14 protein-coding genes and 1 pseudogene are annotated in these 16233 nt (G+C 71.2%); 11 read left to right on the top strand and 4 right to left on the bottom strand.

The genetic code is table 11. The features are described 5' to 3' along the window. A pseudogene (locus E4P42_RS27105) lies at positions 1-663 on the top strand (hypothetical protein); the annotation flags it as partial. 3 nt (positions 664-666) lie between these two features. Here E4P42_RS27105 and E4P42_RS23395 read toward each other — a convergent pair. Both E4P42_RS23395 and E4P42_RS23390 read right to left on the bottom strand, forming a co-directional pair. Continuing rightward, positions 667-1707, bottom strand: coding sequence for an LLM class F420-dependent oxidoreductase (locus E4P42_RS23395; RefSeq protein WP_135128542.1), 1041 nt, complete (start codon positions 1705-1707; stop codon positions 667-669). A gap of 37 nt (positions 1708-1744) precedes the next feature. After that, positions 1745-2599 carry a hypothetical protein gene (locus E4P42_RS23390; protein ID WP_135128540.1) on the bottom strand — a complete coding sequence of 285 codons (855 nt, stop codon included), beginning with the start codon at positions 2597-2599 and terminating at the stop codon, positions 1745-1747. 55 nt (positions 2600-2654) lie between these two features. On the opposite strand from E4P42_RS23390, the gene glmS reads away from it, so the two are divergent. The 10 genes from glmS to tsaD all read left to right on the top strand — a co-directional run bounded on the left by glmS (position 2655) and on the right by tsaD (position 13495). Further along, entirely contained in the window at positions 2655-4520 is a 1866-nt protein-coding gene (glmS, locus tag E4P42_RS23385) for a glutamine--fructose-6-phosphate transaminase (isomerizing) (protein WP_135128538.1), read from the top strand. A gap of 265 nt (positions 4521-4785) precedes the next feature. Beyond that, on the top strand, positions 4786-5721 hold the full coding sequence (locus E4P42_RS23380; protein ID WP_135128536.1) for an alpha/beta fold hydrolase: 936 nt from the start codon (positions 4786-4788) through the stop codon (positions 5719-5721). Positions 5722-5746: 25 nt separating this feature from the next. Then, on the top strand, positions 5747-7174 hold the full coding sequence (locus E4P42_RS23375) for an NAD(P)H-hydrate dehydratase (protein ID WP_135128534.1): 1428 nt from the start codon (positions 5747-5749) through the stop codon (positions 7172-7174). A 13-nt stretch (positions 7175-7187) separates the two neighbouring features. Continuing rightward, complete coding sequence (locus E4P42_RS23370; protein ID WP_135128532.1) at positions 7188-8570, top strand: glutamate decarboxylase; 1383 nt, start codon at positions 7188-7190, stop codon at positions 8568-8570. Between the two features lie 56 nt (positions 8571-8626). Then, a complete protein-coding gene (gene alr, locus E4P42_RS23365; RefSeq protein ID WP_167759600.1) occupies positions 8627-9787 on the top strand; it encodes an alanine racemase in 1161 nt (386 codons plus the stop codon). Then, complete coding sequence (locus tag E4P42_RS23360) at positions 9784-10905, top strand: alpha/beta fold hydrolase (RefSeq protein WP_245234187.1); 1122 nt, start codon at positions 9784-9786, stop codon at positions 10903-10905. The genes alr and E4P42_RS23360 overlap by 4 nt, the downstream gene beginning before the upstream one ends. Continuing rightward, entirely contained in the window at positions 10898-11365 is a 468-nt protein-coding gene (gene tsaE / locus E4P42_RS23355; protein ID WP_135128530.1) for a tRNA (adenosine(37)-N6)-threonylcarbamoyltransferase complex ATPase subunit type 1 TsaE, read from the top strand. The genes E4P42_RS23360 and tsaE overlap by 8 nt, the downstream gene beginning before the upstream one ends. Continuing rightward, positions 11362-12003: a tRNA (adenosine(37)-N6)-threonylcarbamoyltransferase complex dimerization subunit type 1 TsaB gene (gene tsaB, locus E4P42_RS23350; protein ID WP_135128528.1), complete on the top strand. Its 642-nt coding sequence runs from the start codon at positions 11362-11364 to the stop codon at positions 12001-12003. The genes tsaE and tsaB overlap by 4 nt, the downstream gene beginning before the upstream one ends. Next, the gene (gene rimI, locus E4P42_RS23345; protein WP_135128526.1) at positions 12000-12476 is read left to right on the top strand and encodes a ribosomal protein S18-alanine N-acetyltransferase; all 477 of its coding nucleotides are present in this window, start codon (positions 12000-12002) and stop codon (positions 12474-12476) included. Before tsaB ends, rimI begins: the two co-directional genes overlap by 4 nt. Further along, positions 12473-13495 carry a tRNA (adenosine(37)-N6)-threonylcarbamoyltransferase complex transferase subunit TsaD gene (tsaD, locus tag E4P42_RS23340; protein WP_135128524.1) on the top strand — a complete coding sequence of 341 codons (1023 nt, stop codon included), beginning with the start codon at positions 12473-12475 and terminating at the stop codon, positions 13493-13495. The genes rimI and tsaD overlap by 4 nt, the downstream gene beginning before the upstream one ends. Before the next feature lie 64 nt (positions 13496-13559). Here tsaD and E4P42_RS23335 read toward each other — a convergent pair whose 3' ends face one another. Together E4P42_RS23335 and E4P42_RS23330 are read right to left on the bottom strand one after the other, a co-directional pair. Continuing rightward, positions 13560-14609 carry a PucR family transcriptional regulator ligand-binding domain-containing protein gene (locus E4P42_RS23335; RefSeq protein ID WP_135128522.1) on the bottom strand — a complete coding sequence of 350 codons (1050 nt, stop codon included), beginning with the start codon at positions 14607-14609 and terminating at the stop codon, positions 13560-13562. A 68-nt stretch (positions 14610-14677) separates the two neighbouring features. Next, complete coding sequence (locus E4P42_RS23330; RefSeq protein ID WP_135128519.1) at positions 14678-16111, bottom strand: APC family permease; 1434 nt, start codon at positions 16109-16111, stop codon at positions 14678-14680. Positions 16112-16233 lie beyond the last annotated feature (122 nt).

The raw sequence follows: 16233 nt of genomic DNA, 5'->3' as shown, positions 1-16233 counted from the left end.
GCGTCTCCGGCACTGGGCGCGGCGGCGCCCTGGACCGCGCCGCAGAACTGGCCGGCCGCGCCGGTGTCCGGGGTGGATCCCGCCGCGGCCGCGCCGCCGGGTGCCGCGCCCTCGCTGGGCGGTATGGGCGGCATGCCGGGTGTCGGCTCGGGCCTGTCGGGCCTGTCCGGGCTGGGTCAGCAGTTCGGCGATCTGCTGAGCGGTCTGCTGCCCGCGGCCGGCGACGCGCTCGGCGGCACCGGGCTGGACGAGACGATCGACGAGCCCGATCCCGACGAACGGAATACCGACGACGACCTCGAAGGCTTCGATGACCCCGAAGACGTCGAAGACCACGAAGGCCTCGACGACGACAGCGAGCCCGACGACGAGACGACCGGGGACGACCCCGTGGATGAGGAGGCCGCATCCACCGATGCCACCGAGAAGTCCGGCGAAGACCACTGTGCAACAGTCGGATCCGCGGCACCGCCGGCCGGCGAGCCGGTCACCGAGGTCGCGGACGCCTCTGACGGGGAACGCGAACCAGCTGTCGCGCCCTCGGATCCGCCGGCGCCGACCCCGGCTCCGTTGGCGGCCGAGTTGCCGCCGGACGCCGCGCCGGAACCGGCGGCCACCCCGTGCGCGATCGCCGCGGACGAACTCCCTCAGGTCGGTGAATGAGCGTCAGGGCAGCAGTGCGGTCAGTTCCTCGACGAAACGGATGGATTCGCGGCGGTCGGCGGTCAACGGTTGCAGCAGCAGCGTGGTGGCCCCGGCCTCCGCGTACGCGGCCAGCCGTTCCTTGACGAACGGCTTGGGCCCGATCAGCGACACCGAGCGCACCAGGTCGTCGGGCACGGCCGCGATCGCCTCGGCTTTCTTACCATCGAGGTAGAGCTCCTGGATGCGGTCGGCCACGTCGCCGTAGCCGTACCGGGTGGCCAGGTTGTGGTAGAAGTTCTTGCCGCGCGCCCCCATCCCGCCGATGTACAGCGCGAGTTGCGGTTTCACCCAGTCCATCCGGTCGTCGACGTTGTCGCCGATGGCCAGCGCCGCGCTCACCATGACGTCGAGCGGGCCGAGCGCCGGATCCCGTTTGGCCGTGCCGGCGCGCAGGGCGTCCCCCCACACCGCGTCGGCGCGTTCGGGAAGGAAGAACACCGGCTGCCAGCCCTCGGCGATCTCCGCGGTGAGCTCCACATTCTTCGGGCCCAGTGCGGCGATGGTGATCGGAATACGCTCGCGCACAGGATGATTGATCAGGTGCAAGGGCTTGCCCAGCCCGGTGCCCCGGTCGGCGGGCAGGGGGATCTGATAGTAGCGGCCGTCGAATTCGACGTTCTCCCGGCGCCACACCGTGCGGCAGATCTCCACCACCTCGCGGGTGCGGCCCAGCGGCGCGTCGAAGGGCACGCCGTGGAAGCCCTCCATGACCTGCGGCCCTGATGTGCCGATGCCCAATCGGAAGCGGCCGTCGGACACGTAGTCCAACCCGGCCGCGGTCATCGCCAGCAGTGACGGGGTGCGCACATAGATCGGCACCACGCCCGAGCCGATCTCCATCCGCGTGGTCTTGGCCGCGAGGTAGCCCAGCTGGCTGATCGCGTCGAAGGAGTACGCCTCGGCCACCAGCGCGATGTCGACGCCCACCTTCTCGAGTTCGACGACGTCCTCGACGGCCTCGCGAAAGCCGCCCGCATAACTCAGGAAGATGCCTGTCCGCATGGACAAGTTATACAGCCAACCGGTTGGTTGGGACCACTCAGGGTTTCAGCAGCGCGACGACCTTGTTCTCCAGATCGACCGGATCGTCGGCGAACGGGTCCATGACGTCGGTCTTGGGCAGCACCGCCTCCGCGTCGGCGAAGTCGCGGTAACTCTTGTCGCCGGCGAGTTCGTGGAGCAGGTATCCGGTGAGCAGCGCGCGGACGATCTTCTGGGTGCCGCGGTCGGCGCCGGGCATCTTGACCGCGCGCGCCAGGCGGCGACCCTCGACCAGGCCGCCCGCGGTCACCTTGTGCACCGACCGCAACGTCGCCGGCCGCCACACCCGGGCCAGTTCCACCGCATTGGAGCGCAGGGACATCGGGTCACCGGGGTCGGCCAGGATCAGGCCGGGCGTCCGCAGCGACCCCGCGGGCGCGACGGCGGGCGGGCTGGACACCGAGGGGAACAGCGCGGCGACGGCCTTGGGCGCGTGCGGTTTGCCCGCCATCCCGGCAGCGGCGAACACAGCCGCCGACCCGCCGAAACCGTGTCCGGCCACGCCCAGTTTCGTCGGGTGCACGCTGATCTTCCCGGGGCCGAGCCGCACCCCGGTGATCACGTCGAGCGTGGTCCCCAGATCGAACGCCAGGTTGAGCACCGACGGCGCGATCGACGTCTCGGTGGCGGGCGCGGCCGCCACGATGCCCCAGGAGGCGAGGTGCTCGAGGGTGCCGCTGTAGCGCAGGGCACTGGCCAACCAGTCGTGGCCGAATGCCACACCGGGCAGGTTGAGCCCCGATTCGGGGGTGTAGACCACCCCGGGGACACCGGCGAAGGCCAGGTCACCGCGCAGAACGCGATGGGGGCCGCGGCGGGTCAAAGCCTTGAACAGCTTCTTGGTGCTGGCCACTCGATGACCGTAGCTCACCGGGCGGGGGCGGGCTCTTGGACTACCCTGGTTGGCTATGTGTGGAATCGTCGGCTATGTCGGGCACCGCCCGGCCTGCGCCATCGTGGTCGACGCGTTGCACCGGATGGAGTACCGCGGTTACGACTCCGCGGGCATCGCGCTGCTGGACGGACACGGCGGGTTGACCGTGCACCGTCGCGCCGGCCGCCTCGCCAACCTCGGCGAGGTACTGGAGTGCTCGCAGCCCGAGACCCTGACCGGCACCAGCGGCCTCGGCCACACCCGGTGGGCGACGCACGGCAGGCCCACCGACCGCAACGCGCACCCTCATCGTGACCCGGACGGCAAGATCGTCGTCGTCCACAACGGCATCATCGAGAACTACGCACCGCTGCGGGCCGAGCTCGAGGCCACGGGCGTGGAGTTCGCCAGCGACACCGACACCGAGGTCGCGGTGCACCTCGTGTCCTGGCAGTACCGGCACGGCCCGACCGCCGGCGACTTCGTCGGCTCGGTGATGGCGGTGTTGCCCCGGCTCGAGGGGCACTTCACGCTGGTGTTCGCCAACGCCGACGACCCCGGCACCATCGTCGCCGCCCGCCGGTCCACGCCGCTGGTGCTCGGTGTCGGCGACGGCGAGATGTTCGTCGGCTCCGACGTCGCGGCGTTCATCGAGCACACCCGCCAGGCCGTCGAGTTGGGACAGGACCAGGCCGTCGTGGTGACCGCCGACGGCTACACGGTCAGCGACTTCCACGGCAACACCGACGTCGAGTACCGCGAGTTCCACATCGACTGGGACCTGTCGGCCGCCGAGAAGGGCGGCTACGAGTACTTCATGCTCAAGGAGATCGCCGAGCAGCCCTCGGCGGTGTCGGACACCCTGCTCGGGCACTACGACGACGGCCGCATCGTCCTCGACGAGCAGCGGCTCTCCGACCAGGAGTTGCGCGACATCGACAAGGTGTTCGTGGTGGCCTGCGGGACGGCTTACCACTCCGGACTGCTGGCCAAGTACGCGATCGAGCACTGGACCCGGCTGCCGGTGGAGGTGGAGCTCGCCAGCGAGTTCCGCTACCGCGACCCGGTGCTGGACCGCAGCACGCTGGTGGTCGCGATCTCGCAGTCCGGTGAGACCGCCGACACCCTCGAGGCCGTGCGGCATGCCAAGAAGCAGAAAGCCAAGGTGCTGGCGATCTGCAACACCAACGGCAGCCAGATCCCGCGCGAAGCCGATGCCGTGCTCTACACCCGCGCCGGGCCGGAGATCGGCGTCGCCGCGACCAAGACATTCCTGGCCCAGATCGCCGCGAACTATCTGGTCGGTCTGGCGCTGGCGCAGGCCCGCGGTACCAAGTACCCCGACGAGGTGGCCCGCGAGTACCGCGAACTCGAGGCCATGCCGGGGCTGATCACCCAGGTGCTCAAGCACCTGAACCCGATCGCCGAACTGGCCCGCCGCTTCGCCGAGAAGCCGACGATCCTGTTCCTCGGCCGTCACGTCGGGTACCCGGTGGCGCTCGAGGGTGCACTCAAGCTCAAGGAGTTGGCGTACATGCACGCCGAGGGCTTCGCGGCCGGTGAGCTCAAGCACGGCCCGATCGCGCTGATCGACGACGACCTGCCGGTGATCGTCGTCATGCCGTCGCCGAAGGGCGCCTCGATGCTGCACGCCAAGCTGCTGTCGAACATCCGGGAGATCCAGGCGCGCGGCGCGGTCACGGTCGTGATCGCAGAGGAGGGCGACGACACCGTGCGGCCCTACGCCGATCACCTGTTCGAGATCCCGGCGACCACGACGCTGTTCCAGCCGCTGCTGTCGACGATTCCGTTGCAGGTCTTCGCGGCAGAGGTGGCCAGGGCCCGCGGGTATGACGTGGACAAGCCGCGCAACCTGGCCAAGTCCGTCACCGTCGAGTGAGCGCGACCGGACCGCGGTGACCGGTGACTACCGGCCACCGCGGCCCGGGGAAACCGTCGCCCCCCGCGACGGCGGTCAGCGGCGAGAACTGGATCGACGCTGTGGTCTCAACGACGCGGTTGCCTCCGGTCATCGCCTGACGCGCAACCGAGGGCAACCGATCCGTTCCGCGCTGTGCTGAGCGTAGGTCGGCCCGTGCGCCGTGCACGCCGGGCGGAGGTCCCTACCGTGGGGGCATAAAGTCCCCGACCCGCCCGAGGTGCCGATGATCGCTGAACCCCGACTGCGTATCGCCGGGCGCGACCGCGTCGGCGGCTTCGTCAGCGAGGCGGCGGCAGAGCACTACCTCACCGTCTACCGGCAGTCGATGGCCGCGCTGCCATCCGTCGTCGCCGCGTTCGATGTCCCGACGGCGTTCGGCACGGTGCGCGCCTACCGATTCGACGGCCCGGCGGCGGGCACCCCGGTGCTGCTGCTGCCGGGCCGCAACGCGGCCACCCCGATGTATCGGGTCAATCTGCCGCCGCTCGTGGGCCGGCGCCCGGTGTACGGCCTCGATCTGCTGGGGGAGCCGGGACTGTCGGTGCAGACCCGGGCGATCACCGGGTCGGTGGATCAGGCGGACTGGTTGGCCGAGGCGATCGCGGGCCTCGACCTGCCTGCGGTGCACCTGCTGGGCACGTCCATCGGCGGTTGGTCGGCGGTCAACCTCGCGGTCCGGCGACCCGAGCGGGTGGCGTCGCTGGCGCTGCTCGATCCGGTCATGACGTTCGACCGAATCCCGCTCGCCGTCCTGGCCGCCGCGATCCCGCTGACCGTGCCGGGGACACCGGAGATCGTCCGCCGGCGCCTGCTGCGGTGGATCTCCGGCGGCGCCGACGTGGACGACACCGTCCCGGAGGCGCGGCTGATCGACGCGGGGACCACGGATTTCCGGCTCCGGCTGCCCGCGCCGACGCGGATCACCGATGCCCAGCTGCGCGCGCTCGATCGACCGGTGCTGGCACTGCTCGCCGGCCGCAGCGTGATGCTGCGCGCCGAGAAGGCCGCCGCGCGCGCACGCAGGCTGGTGTCGCACGGCCAGGTGGAGGTCTGGCCGGCGGCTTCCCACGCGATCAACGGTGAGTACCCCGGCGAGATCGCCGAGCGGGTCACCCGGTTCTGGGACGAGGCCGACCGCACGGAAGCTGCGCCGTCCTAAGGCGTCAGACCGTAGGCTGACGGTGATGCGGCACTACTACAGCGCGGACACGGTCCGAGACGCCGAAGCGCCGCTGCTGCAGCGCTTGCCGGAGGGGGCGCTCATGCGCCGCGCCGCCTACGGGCTGGCCACCGCGATCGCCCGCGAATTGACCGCCCGCACCGGCGGTGTGGCCGGCCGGCGCATCTGCGCGGTCGTCGGATCCGGGGACAACGGCGGCGACGCGCTGTGGGCGGCGACGTTGCTGCACCGCCGCGGCGCAGCCGCCTCCGCGGTGCTGCTGAACCCCGACCGCGCGCACGCCGCGGGATTGCGCGCGTTCCGCCGCGCCGGTGGCCGGCTCGTCGAAAAGGTACCGGACGCAACGGATCTGGTGATGGACGGAGTCGTCGGTATTTCCGGCTCCGGTCCGCTGCGGCCGGTCGCGGCCGAAGTGTTCGCCGCCGTCGCGCAGGCCGCGATGCCCGTGGTGGCCGTCGACATCCCCAGCGGACTCGACGTGCAGACCGGCGCCGCCGACGGGCCGCATGTCGACGCCGCGCTGACCGTGACGTTCGGCGGGCTCAAGCCCGTGCACGCGCTCGGCCGTTGTGGCCGTGTCGAACTCGTCGACATCGGCCTCGACCTGCCGGCCTCCGACATCCTCGGCGTCGAGGCCGCCGAGGTCCGGGCCCGGTGGCCGCGACCCGGACCGGACGACGACAAGTACACCCAGGGGGTGACAGGCATCCTGGCCGGGTCGTCGACCTATCCCGGCGCGGCGATTCTGTGCAGCGGCGCCGCGGTGGCCGCCACCAGCGGCATGGTCCGCTACGCCGGCAGCGCCGCCGAGCAGGTCGTCGCGCACTGGCCCGAGATCGTCGCCGCACCCAATGCCCAGGCGGCCGGCCGCGTGCAGGCATGGGTGGTGGGGCCGGGGCTGGGCACCGACGAAACCGGCGCGGCCAACCTGTGCTTCGCGCTCGACACCGATCTGCCGGTGATCGTCGACGCCGACGGTCTGACCCTGCTCGCCGCGCACCCCGAACTGGTCGCCGACCGCGCCGCACCCACCGTGCTCACCCCACACGCCGGGGAGTACCAGCGCCTGGCGGGCGCGCCGCCCGGTGCCGACCGGGTGGCCGCGGCCCGCCGGCTGGCCGATCGGTTCGGCGCCACCGTGCTGCTCAAGGGCAACGTCACCGTGGTCGCCGAACCCGGCTCGCCCGGCCGCGCCTATCTCAACCCGGCCGGTGAATCCTGGGCCGCCACAGCCGGTTCCGGTGACGTGCTGTCGGGGATGATCGGCGCGCTGCTGGCCGCCGGCCTGCCCGCCGGTGAGGCCGCCGCGCTGGCCGCTTTCGTCCACGCGCACGCCGCCAACGCGTCGGCCGCCGATCCGGGTCCGCGGCCCGCACCGACCTCGGCGGCACGCATCCTCGCCCACATCCGCACCGCCCTCGCCACGCTGTAGCCGAAAGGACGCCATGCCGCACGTCAATCATCCGACGCCGTCGATCAGCCCCGCCTACACCGGGCGGATGTTCACCGCGCCGATCCCGTCGCTGCGCCTGCCGGACGAGGCGATGGACCCCGACACGGTCTACCGGTTCATCCACGACGAACTGATGCTCGACGGCAGCTCGCGCCTCAACCTGGCCACCTTCGTCACCACGTGGATGGACCCGCAGGCCGAGAAGCTGATGGCCGAGACGTTCGACAAGAACATGATCGACAAGGACGAGTACCCGGCGACCGCGGCGATCGAGCAGCGCTGCGTGTGCATGGTGGCCGACCTCTTCCACGCCGAGAACCTGCGCGACGACGACCCCAACAGCGCGGTCGGCGTGTCGACGATCGGCTCGAGCGAGGCCGTGATGCTGGGCGGGCTGGCCCTGAAGTGGCGTTGGAAGCAGCGCGTCGGGGACGGGTGGCGGACCCGGACGCCGAACCTGGTGATGGGCGCCAACGTTCAGGTGGTGTGGGAGAAGTTCTGCCGCTACTTCGAGGTCGAACCGCGCTACCTGCCGATGGAGGAGGGGCGCTACACCATCACCCCGCAGCAGGTGCTCGACCACGTCGACGAGGACACCATCGGCGTCGTGGCGATCCTGGGCACCACCTACACCGGTGAGCTGGAGCCGATCGCCGACATCTGCGCCGCTCTGGACACGCTGGCCGGTGACGGTGGTCCGGACGTGCCGGTGCACGTCGACGCCGCCAGTGGCGGATTCGTGGTCCCGTTCCTGCACCCCGACATCGCGTGGGATTTCCGGCTGCCCCGCGTCGCGTCCATCAACGTCAGCGGCCACAAGTACGGGCTGACCTATCCCGGCATCGGGTTCGTGGTGTGGCGCAACGCCGACTGCCTCCCCGACGACCTGGTGTTCCGGGTGAACTACCTGGGCGGGGACATGCCGACGTTCACGCTGAACTTCTCCCGGCCCGGCAACCAGGTGGTCGGCCAGTACTACAACTTCCTGCGCATGGGCCGTGCCGGCTACGGGCAGGTGATGAGCTGCCTGTCCGGCACCGCGCGCTGGCTGTCCGACGAACTCGAGCGCAGCGGACACTTCGAGGTCATCTCCGACGGCTCGGCGATCCCGGTGGTGGCGTTCCGGCTCGCCGGGGAACGGGCGTACACCGAATTCGACGTCTCGGCGGGGCTGCGCACCTACGGCTGGCAGGTGCCGGCCTACACCATGCCCGAGGGAGCCGAAAACGTCTCGGTGCTGCGGGTGGTGGTGCGCGAGGGGTTCTCGACCGACCTGGCGCGGTCGCTGCGCGACGACATGTTCGCGGTGCTCGACAAGCTCGACCGGCTGCAGCCGCGGGGCACCTTCGACGACGAGCAGCACTTCGCCCACTGAGTGGGCCGCCCGCCGCCGCAGCCCGTTCTGCGAGAATCGTCGGCGGTGACATGACCATGCAGACGATCCAGACCACCGGCACGACGCCGCAGCCGACCGCGCGGGCGGTCGTCGACCTCGACGCCATCGCCCACAACGTGGCGGTGCTGCGCGAACGCGCCGGGGCGGCCGCCGTGATGCCGGTGCTCAAGGCCGACGGGTACGGCCACGGCGCGACGCAGGTCGCGCGCACGGTGCTGGCCGCCGGTGCCGGCGAACTCGGCGTGGCCACGGTCGCCGAGGCGCTGGCGCTGCGCGCCGACGGCATCACCGCCCCGGTGCTGGCCTGGCTGCACGCCCCCGGCACCGACTTCGCACCCGCGTTGACCGCGGACGTGCAGCTCGCGGTGTCGGCGGTGCGCCAGCTGCGCGAGGTGCTCGACGCGGTGCGGCGCACCGGGCGGACGGCCACGCTGACCGTGAAGGTCGACACCGGCCTGAGCCGCAACGGCGTCAGCCCCGCGGAGTACCCCGCGCTGCTCGACGCGGTGGCCCGGGCGGCCGCCGAGGACGCCGTCCGGGTGCGCGGGCTCATGTCGCACCTGGCATGCGGTGACGACCCCGCCAGCCCGGTCACCGACCGGCAGGCGGGGCGGTTCACCGACATGCGCGCGCAGGCGGCCGCGGCCGGGGTCCGGTTCGAGGTCGCCCACCTGTGCAATTCGCCCGCCGCGCTCACGCGCCCGGATCTGGCCTTCGACATGGTCCGGCCCGGAATCGCCATCTACGGCCAGACACCCATCCCCGAGTTGGGCGACATGGGGTTGCGGCCGGCGATGACATTGACGTGCCCGGTCGCGCAGGTGCGGGCGCTGCAGGCCGGCGACGGGGTGTCCTACGGGCACACGTGGATCGCCGAGCGGGACACCACCGTCGCGCTGCTGCCGGTCGGCTACGCCGACGGCGTGTTCCGCGGTCTGAGCGGCCGCATCGAGGTGCTGATCAACGGCCGCCGGTATCCGAACGTGGGACGGATCTGCATGGACCAGTTCGTCGTCGACCTCGGCCCCGGCCCGGTCGGCGTCACCGAGGGTGACGAGGCCGTGCTGTTCGGATCCGGCACCCGAGGCGAGCCGACGGCCCAGGACTGGGCCGAGCTGCTCGGCACCATCAACTATGAGATCGTGACCAGCCCGCGCGGCCGGGTCGTCCGCAGCTACCGGCAGGGAAACCGTTGAGCGACCGCATCTCAGGCACTGGTCATGGGCGTCGCGGCGCTGCCGGCTGGCTGGCCGGCGCGGCCGGGCTGGCGGCGGTCGGCTCGCTGGCTGGGGTGACGGTGGCCCGCTCGCTGACCCGCCGGGTCACCGAGCACGACCCGTACGCGGGCGAGGACTTCGAGCTGCTCGACGCCGACCGCAGTTCGGTGGTCACCACCGCCGACGGCGTCCCGCTGGCCGTCCGCGAGGTGGGACCACCCGACGCGCCGGTGACCGTGGTGTTCGCGCACGGATTCTGCCTGCGGATGGGCGCGTTCCACTTCCAGCGGGCCCGGCTGTCCGAACAGTGGGGTGACCAGGTCCGGATGGTGTTCTACGACCAGCGCGGCCACGGCCAGTCCGGGGCGGCCACGCCGGACACCTACACCGTCACCCAGCTCGGCCAGGACCTCGAGGCGGTGCTGGCCGTGGTGGCGCCCCGCGGCCCGGTGGTGCTGGTGGGACATTCGATGGGTGGGATGACGGTGCTGTCGCACGCCCGGCAGTACCCGCAGCGCTATCCCACCCGCATCGTCGGTGCCGCCATCATCTCGTCTGCGGCCGAGGGGATCTCGCGGTCCCCGCTCGGCGAGATCCTCAAGAACCCCGCGCTGGAGGCGGCCCGGTTCGCGGCGCGCTACGCCCCCGGGGCCATGCACCGCACCCGCGGTCTGGCCCGGGTGGTCATCGGGCCGGTGCTGCGGGCGGCGTCCTACGGCGACGAGAAGATCAGCCCGAGCGTGGTGGCGTTCTCGGAGAAGATGATGCACGACACCCCGATCGCCACCCTGGTGGAGTTCCTGCACGCGCTGGAGGTGCACGACGAGACGGCGGCGCTGCCGACGCTGGCCAAGGTGCCGACGCTGATCGCCTGCGGGGACCGAGATCTGCTCACCCCGATGGAGTACTCACATGAGATGGCCGCCGCGCTGCCGAAGGCCGAGCTCGTGATCGTCGGCGGCGCAGGGCATCTGGTGCAGCTCGAGGATCCCGAGGCCATCGACGACGCGCTGGTGCGGCTCGTCGAACGGGCCACCCCGTCCAAACTCGTCGCGCTGACCCGCCGGCTGCGGGAACGGGTCCGGACCCGTGACTGACCGCACCGGCGGCACCGCCGAACTCGCCACCGCGCAGGACACCCTCGCGTTGGGCGCGCAGCTCGGCGCCCAGCTGCGCGCCGGTGACGTCGTGGTGCTGTCCGGACCGCTGGGGGCGGGAAAGACGGTGCTCGCCAAGGGGATCGCCAAAGCCATGGACGTCGAGGGGCCGATCACCTCGCCGACGTTCGTGTTGGCGCGGCTGCACCGCGCCCGCAGGCCCGACCGGCCCGCGCTGGTGCACGTCGACATGTACCGGCTGCTCGACCACCCGGGCGCCGACCTGCTGGCCGAACTGGACTCGCTGGACCTCGACACGGACCTGGAGAGCGCGGTCGTGGTCGTCGAATGGGGGGAGGGACTGGCCGAGCGGCTCTCCGAGCACCACCTCGACGTCCGCCTGGAACGGTCCGGGGTCACCGAGACCCGCACCGCGATCTGGCAGTGGAGCGGATCATGACGGGGCTGATCCTGGCGATCGACACCGCCACCCCCGCCGTCACCGCCGGGGTGGTCCGCCGCAGCGGCGGCGAGGTGAACGTGCTCGCCGAACGCGTGACCGTCGACCCCCGCGCCCACGCCGAACAGCTCACGCCCAACGTGCTCGCGGCGCTGGGCGACGCCGGCGTCACCGTCGCTGAACTCGAGGCGGTGGTGGTGGGCTGCGGACCGGGCCCGTTCACCGGGCTGCGGGTCGGGATGGCGTCCGCCGCCGCCTACGGTCACGCCCTCGGGATTCCGGTACACGGCGTGTGCAGCCTCGACGCGATCGGACACCACACCCGCGGCGAGGCGCTCGTCGTCACCGACGCCCGACGCCGCGAGGTGTACTGGGCCCGCTACCGCGACGGCGTGCGCGTCGACGGCCCCGCGGTCGGCCCCGCGGCCGACGTGCCCGCCGGCGCCACCGTGGTAGCCGGATCGCTCTCGCACACTGAGCTTTTCGACCTGCCCGTCGTCGGCCCGCAGTACCCGACCGTGGCCGGGCTGGTCGGCGCCGTCGCGGACTGGTCGGCGCCGCCCGATCCGCTGGTACCGCTGTATCTGCGCCGCCCCGACGCCACCCCCCGTGCCGATCAGGGCCGCCCGGCGCGATGACGGTCGAGTACGGCCCGCTGACCAAGGCCGACGCCGCCCGCTGCGCGGAACTGGAGAGCCAGCTGTTCGCCGGCGACGACCCGTGGCCCGCGCGCGCCTTCCTCGCCGAACTGGCCGGCGGGCACACGCACTACGTGGCGGCCCGGGTCGACGGCGCACTGGTCGGCTATGCCGGTATCGCGCGGCTGGGTCGTACTCCGCCTTACGAGTACGAGATCCATACCATCGGGGTGGACCCCGCCCACCAGGGCCGCGGGATCGGGCGGCGCATGCTGGCCGACCTCCTCGAGGTCGCCGACGGCGGGGTGATCTTCCTCGAGGTGCGCACCGACAACGAGCCGGCCATCGCGCTGTACGAGAGCGTCGGCTTCGTCACCGTCGGGCTGCGCAAGCGGTACTACCGGGCCAGCGGTGCGGACGCTTATACGATGAGGCGAGACCCACCCGACCCCGCGAGGCGAGACACGCCGTGATCATCCTGGCCATCGAGAGCTCCTGCGACGAGACCGGTGTCGGCATCGCCGAGCTGGCCGACGACGGCGCTGTGACGTTGCTGTCCGACGAGGTCGCCTCCAGCGTCGACGAGCACGCCCGATTCGGCGGCGTGGTGCCCGAGATCGCCTCGCGCGCCCACCTGGAGGCGCTCGGCCCGACCATGCGCCGCGCGCTCCAGGCGGCCGGTGTCGAGAGGCCCGACGTCGTCGCGGCCACCATTGGACCCGGCCTGGCCGGCGCCCTGCTGGTGGGCGTGGCCGCGGCCAAGGCGTACGCCGCGGCCTGGGAGGTGCCGTTCTACGGCGTCAACCACCTCGGTGGGCATCTGGCCGCCGACGTCTACGACCACGGTCCGCTACCCGAGAGTGTCGGTCTGCTGGTGTCCGGCGGGCACACCCACCTGCTGCACGTCCGGTCGCTGGGCGAGCCGATCGTCGAACTCGGCAGCACGGTCGACGACGCGGCGGGGGAGGCCTATGACAAGGTGGCCCGGCTGCTCGGACTCGGCTACCCGGGCGGCAAGGTGCTCGACGACCTGGCCCGCGAGGGCGACCGCGACGCGATCGTGTTCCCGCGCGGGATGACCGGCCCGCGCGACGACCCGTACGCGTTCAGCTTCTCCGGGCTCAAGACCGCCGTCGCCCGCTACGTGGAATCCCACCCGGACGCGTCGCAGGCCGACGTCGCGGCGGGTTTCCAGGAGGCGGTGGCCGACGTGCTGACCCGCAAGGCCGTGCGCGCGTGTGGGCAACTCGGTGTCTCGACGCTGCTGATCGCCGGCGGCGTCGCCGCCAACTCCCGGCTGCGGGAACTGGCCGAGCAGCGGTGCGCCGAGGCGGGGTTGACCCTGCGCATCCCTCGGCCGCGGCTGTGCACGGACAACGGCGCGATGATCGCCGCATTCGCCGCACATCTGATCGCCGCGGGCGCGCCGCCGTCGCCGCTGCACGCCGCCAGCGATCCGGGGCTTCCGGTGGTGCACAGTCAGGTGGCGTGAGCGTCCGGCGGTAGCGATTCGCTGAGTGCCCTTTGGACACCCCGTGTTTCGCCGCGTGAGCGCGTTACCCAGGGTGTCGAGAGCCGCCGATCCGTGCCTCGTTGATCTGGTGTACCCGCACACTCACCTCCAACTGGAAGCGGTCCGCGGGGTTCTTGAGGGACAGCCCGGTGAGGTCTTCGATGAGCTTGATCCGGTAGAGCAGCGAATGCCGGTTCAGGTAAAGCGCTCTCGCCGCCGCACTGATGTTGGTCGCCTCGTTGAGCAGTATCTCCAAGGTGTGGACCAGCTGCCCGCGGCGCGTCCTGTCGTAGTCGATGAGAGGTTGGAGGGTCTCAAGGACGGTCGCCATGCTCCCGGGATGTTGGCGAAGCACCTCGGCGAATTGTCGCGGGCCCACCGTGGCGTCGGGAACCGACGACGCCGCCACCGTGACGGACTGCCCCTGCCCGGGTGGCAACAACACCCAGCTGACAAGCCGCTCCGGTAACCCGCTGCGTTGCCGGGCCGCCTCGACCAGACCGGACACGACCGTCGCCGGCACGGCCGCGGAGAAGTGGCTCATCACCAGGTCGTCGGTGATCGACGACTTCGTGGTCACGCCGGACTCCAGCGCCAGTCGAGCCAGCGTCGCGGCGAACGCCTCGGCATGGCCGGTCCACTGCGCATCGTCGAGCTCCCGGCGACCGATCGCCATCTGGATCGGGGTGTCCGCGGGAGACGGGTCGACGAGCGGGAGAAGGCTCCGCTGCACGGCGGAGAAGGCAATCTCCCAGGGCAGCAGAACGACAGGGAACTCGAGACGATCCGCATACGGCACCAGCGACGCCAGTAGTTCCTCGACGGGCACCTCGGGCGGTGGGCTCAGCACCACCCCCGCGGCGGGTGACGACACCAGGTATGTCAGGAACTCGAGAACGCCGGGCTGGTGAATGTCGGCACCCGTCGTCAGTACCAGATCGCCTGCGCGGACGAACGACTCGGCGGGTGCGTGCATGATGTCCACCCACAGAACGGCACGGTTGAGCCCGTGGTGTCCTGCAATCACCGAACCCCGGTCCAGTGGCGGAACCGTCAGGGCTGCCGCCACGGTCAGCGGCGAGTCCGCAGACATGGCGCCCCACTTCCTGATCGGCTCCCGACGGTATCACCGGAGCCGCCGACGGCGGGACTGCTGATCGGTCAGGGCGTTGGATCCAGAGGCGGCGTGGACCGCCCGGCCAGCGCCGCTCCGATTCCCAGGAACACCAGGGGAGCGACGCCAAACACGATTGCCAGGGTCGTGGAGCCGCCCATAACCAGGGTGAGGTTCGCGACGATCAGCACGACCGCCGCGGCCAGGGCGAGCGTCGCCACGACGGCCAGCACGACGACGTTGGTCGGGCCGCCGCGCCGCTTGAAGAAGAGTGCGACCGAGATCGTCGTCAGCAGCCACAGGATCGACAGGAACCAGATGCCCAACCCGCCGAGGGGGCCGAAGATCTGCAGCACGGGGTCCAGACCCAGCACCACGAACGCACCCATGATCACGAACGACAAGACGGTGATCAGCACCGACGCGTTGGCCGGCGAGCCGAGGCGCGGGTGTACCTCACCGAAGCGTCTGGGCAGGACGTTGTCCCGGCCCAGCACGAACGCGTAGCGCGCGGAGATGTTGTGGAACGCCAGGGCGCAGGCGAACACGCTGACGAACCAGAACAGCGTGGTGAGGTCCTTGCCCAGCATGCCGAGGTACTTCTCGGCGGTGTTGACCATGAAGTTGTCGGGGTCGTCCTTGGCGACCTGGACGGCGTCGTTGCCGCCGTTGCCCTCGACGAGTGCCCAGCTCGAGAACGCGTAGAAGCTGGCCACGATGCCCACCGCCCAGTAGGTGGCGCGCGGAACGGTGCGGTCGGGATCCCTGGCCTCGTCGCGGAACACGGCGGTCGCCTCGACGCCGACGAAGCCCCAGAGGGCGTAGAGCAGGGCGATGCCCACCCCGCCCGCGAGTCCCGAAGGTGTGAACGAGTCACCGGTGATGCCCTTGTCCCCACCCTGGAGCACGATCACGAGGTCGAGGACGACCAGGATGGCGACTTCGGACACCAGGAAGATGCCCAGCACCTTCGCGCTGAGGTCGATGTCCCGGTAACCGAGGAACGCGATGATCAGCAGCACCAGCCCGGTCAGCAGCCACCACGGGACGGCCGGCCCGTGCACCACCTCGATGAGGCTGGCCAGGATGACGCCGTCGTACGCCGCCACGGCGAGCAGCGTCGCCATGTAGGCGGGCAGCGCCAATACCGCCGCGCCGGTGCCCAGCGCCTTGCCCAGGCCCTTCTGGATGTATGCGTAAAAGGCGCCGGTGTCGCTGACGTACTTCGACATCGCGACGAAACTCGCGGCGAACAGCAAAAAGATCGCGCCGGCGACCAGGAACGCGACCGGTATGCCCGTGGTGTCGCCCAGCGCCATCGCGATCGGCACGTTGCCGCCGACCGTCGACAGCGGCGCCGCGGCGGCGACGACCATCAGCACGATGGCGGGTACGCCCAGATTTCCGCGCAGATGCTGGCCCCGGCCCCGCGACGGTGTTCCGCTGCGGGGCCGGTCGTCTTCGTTGACCGCCTCGGGCATGGTCCAACCTCCTCTGCGCGCGGAGTCGCACTGCCGGCTCCGAGTCCGGGGGCAAGTGTGCGAGATGGGCGTGTCGTCTGCCAGTGATCCGCAGCACTTTCCAACACCTTGTTGTAACGCGC

Source organism: Mycobacterium sp. PS03-16 (assembly GCF_004570325.1).
GTDB lineage: Bacteria > Actinomycetota > Actinomycetes > Mycobacteriales > Mycobacteriaceae > Mycobacterium.
The sequence above is the reverse complement of the archived record's forward strand: the minus strand, read 5'-3'. Positions and strand labels throughout refer to the sequence as shown.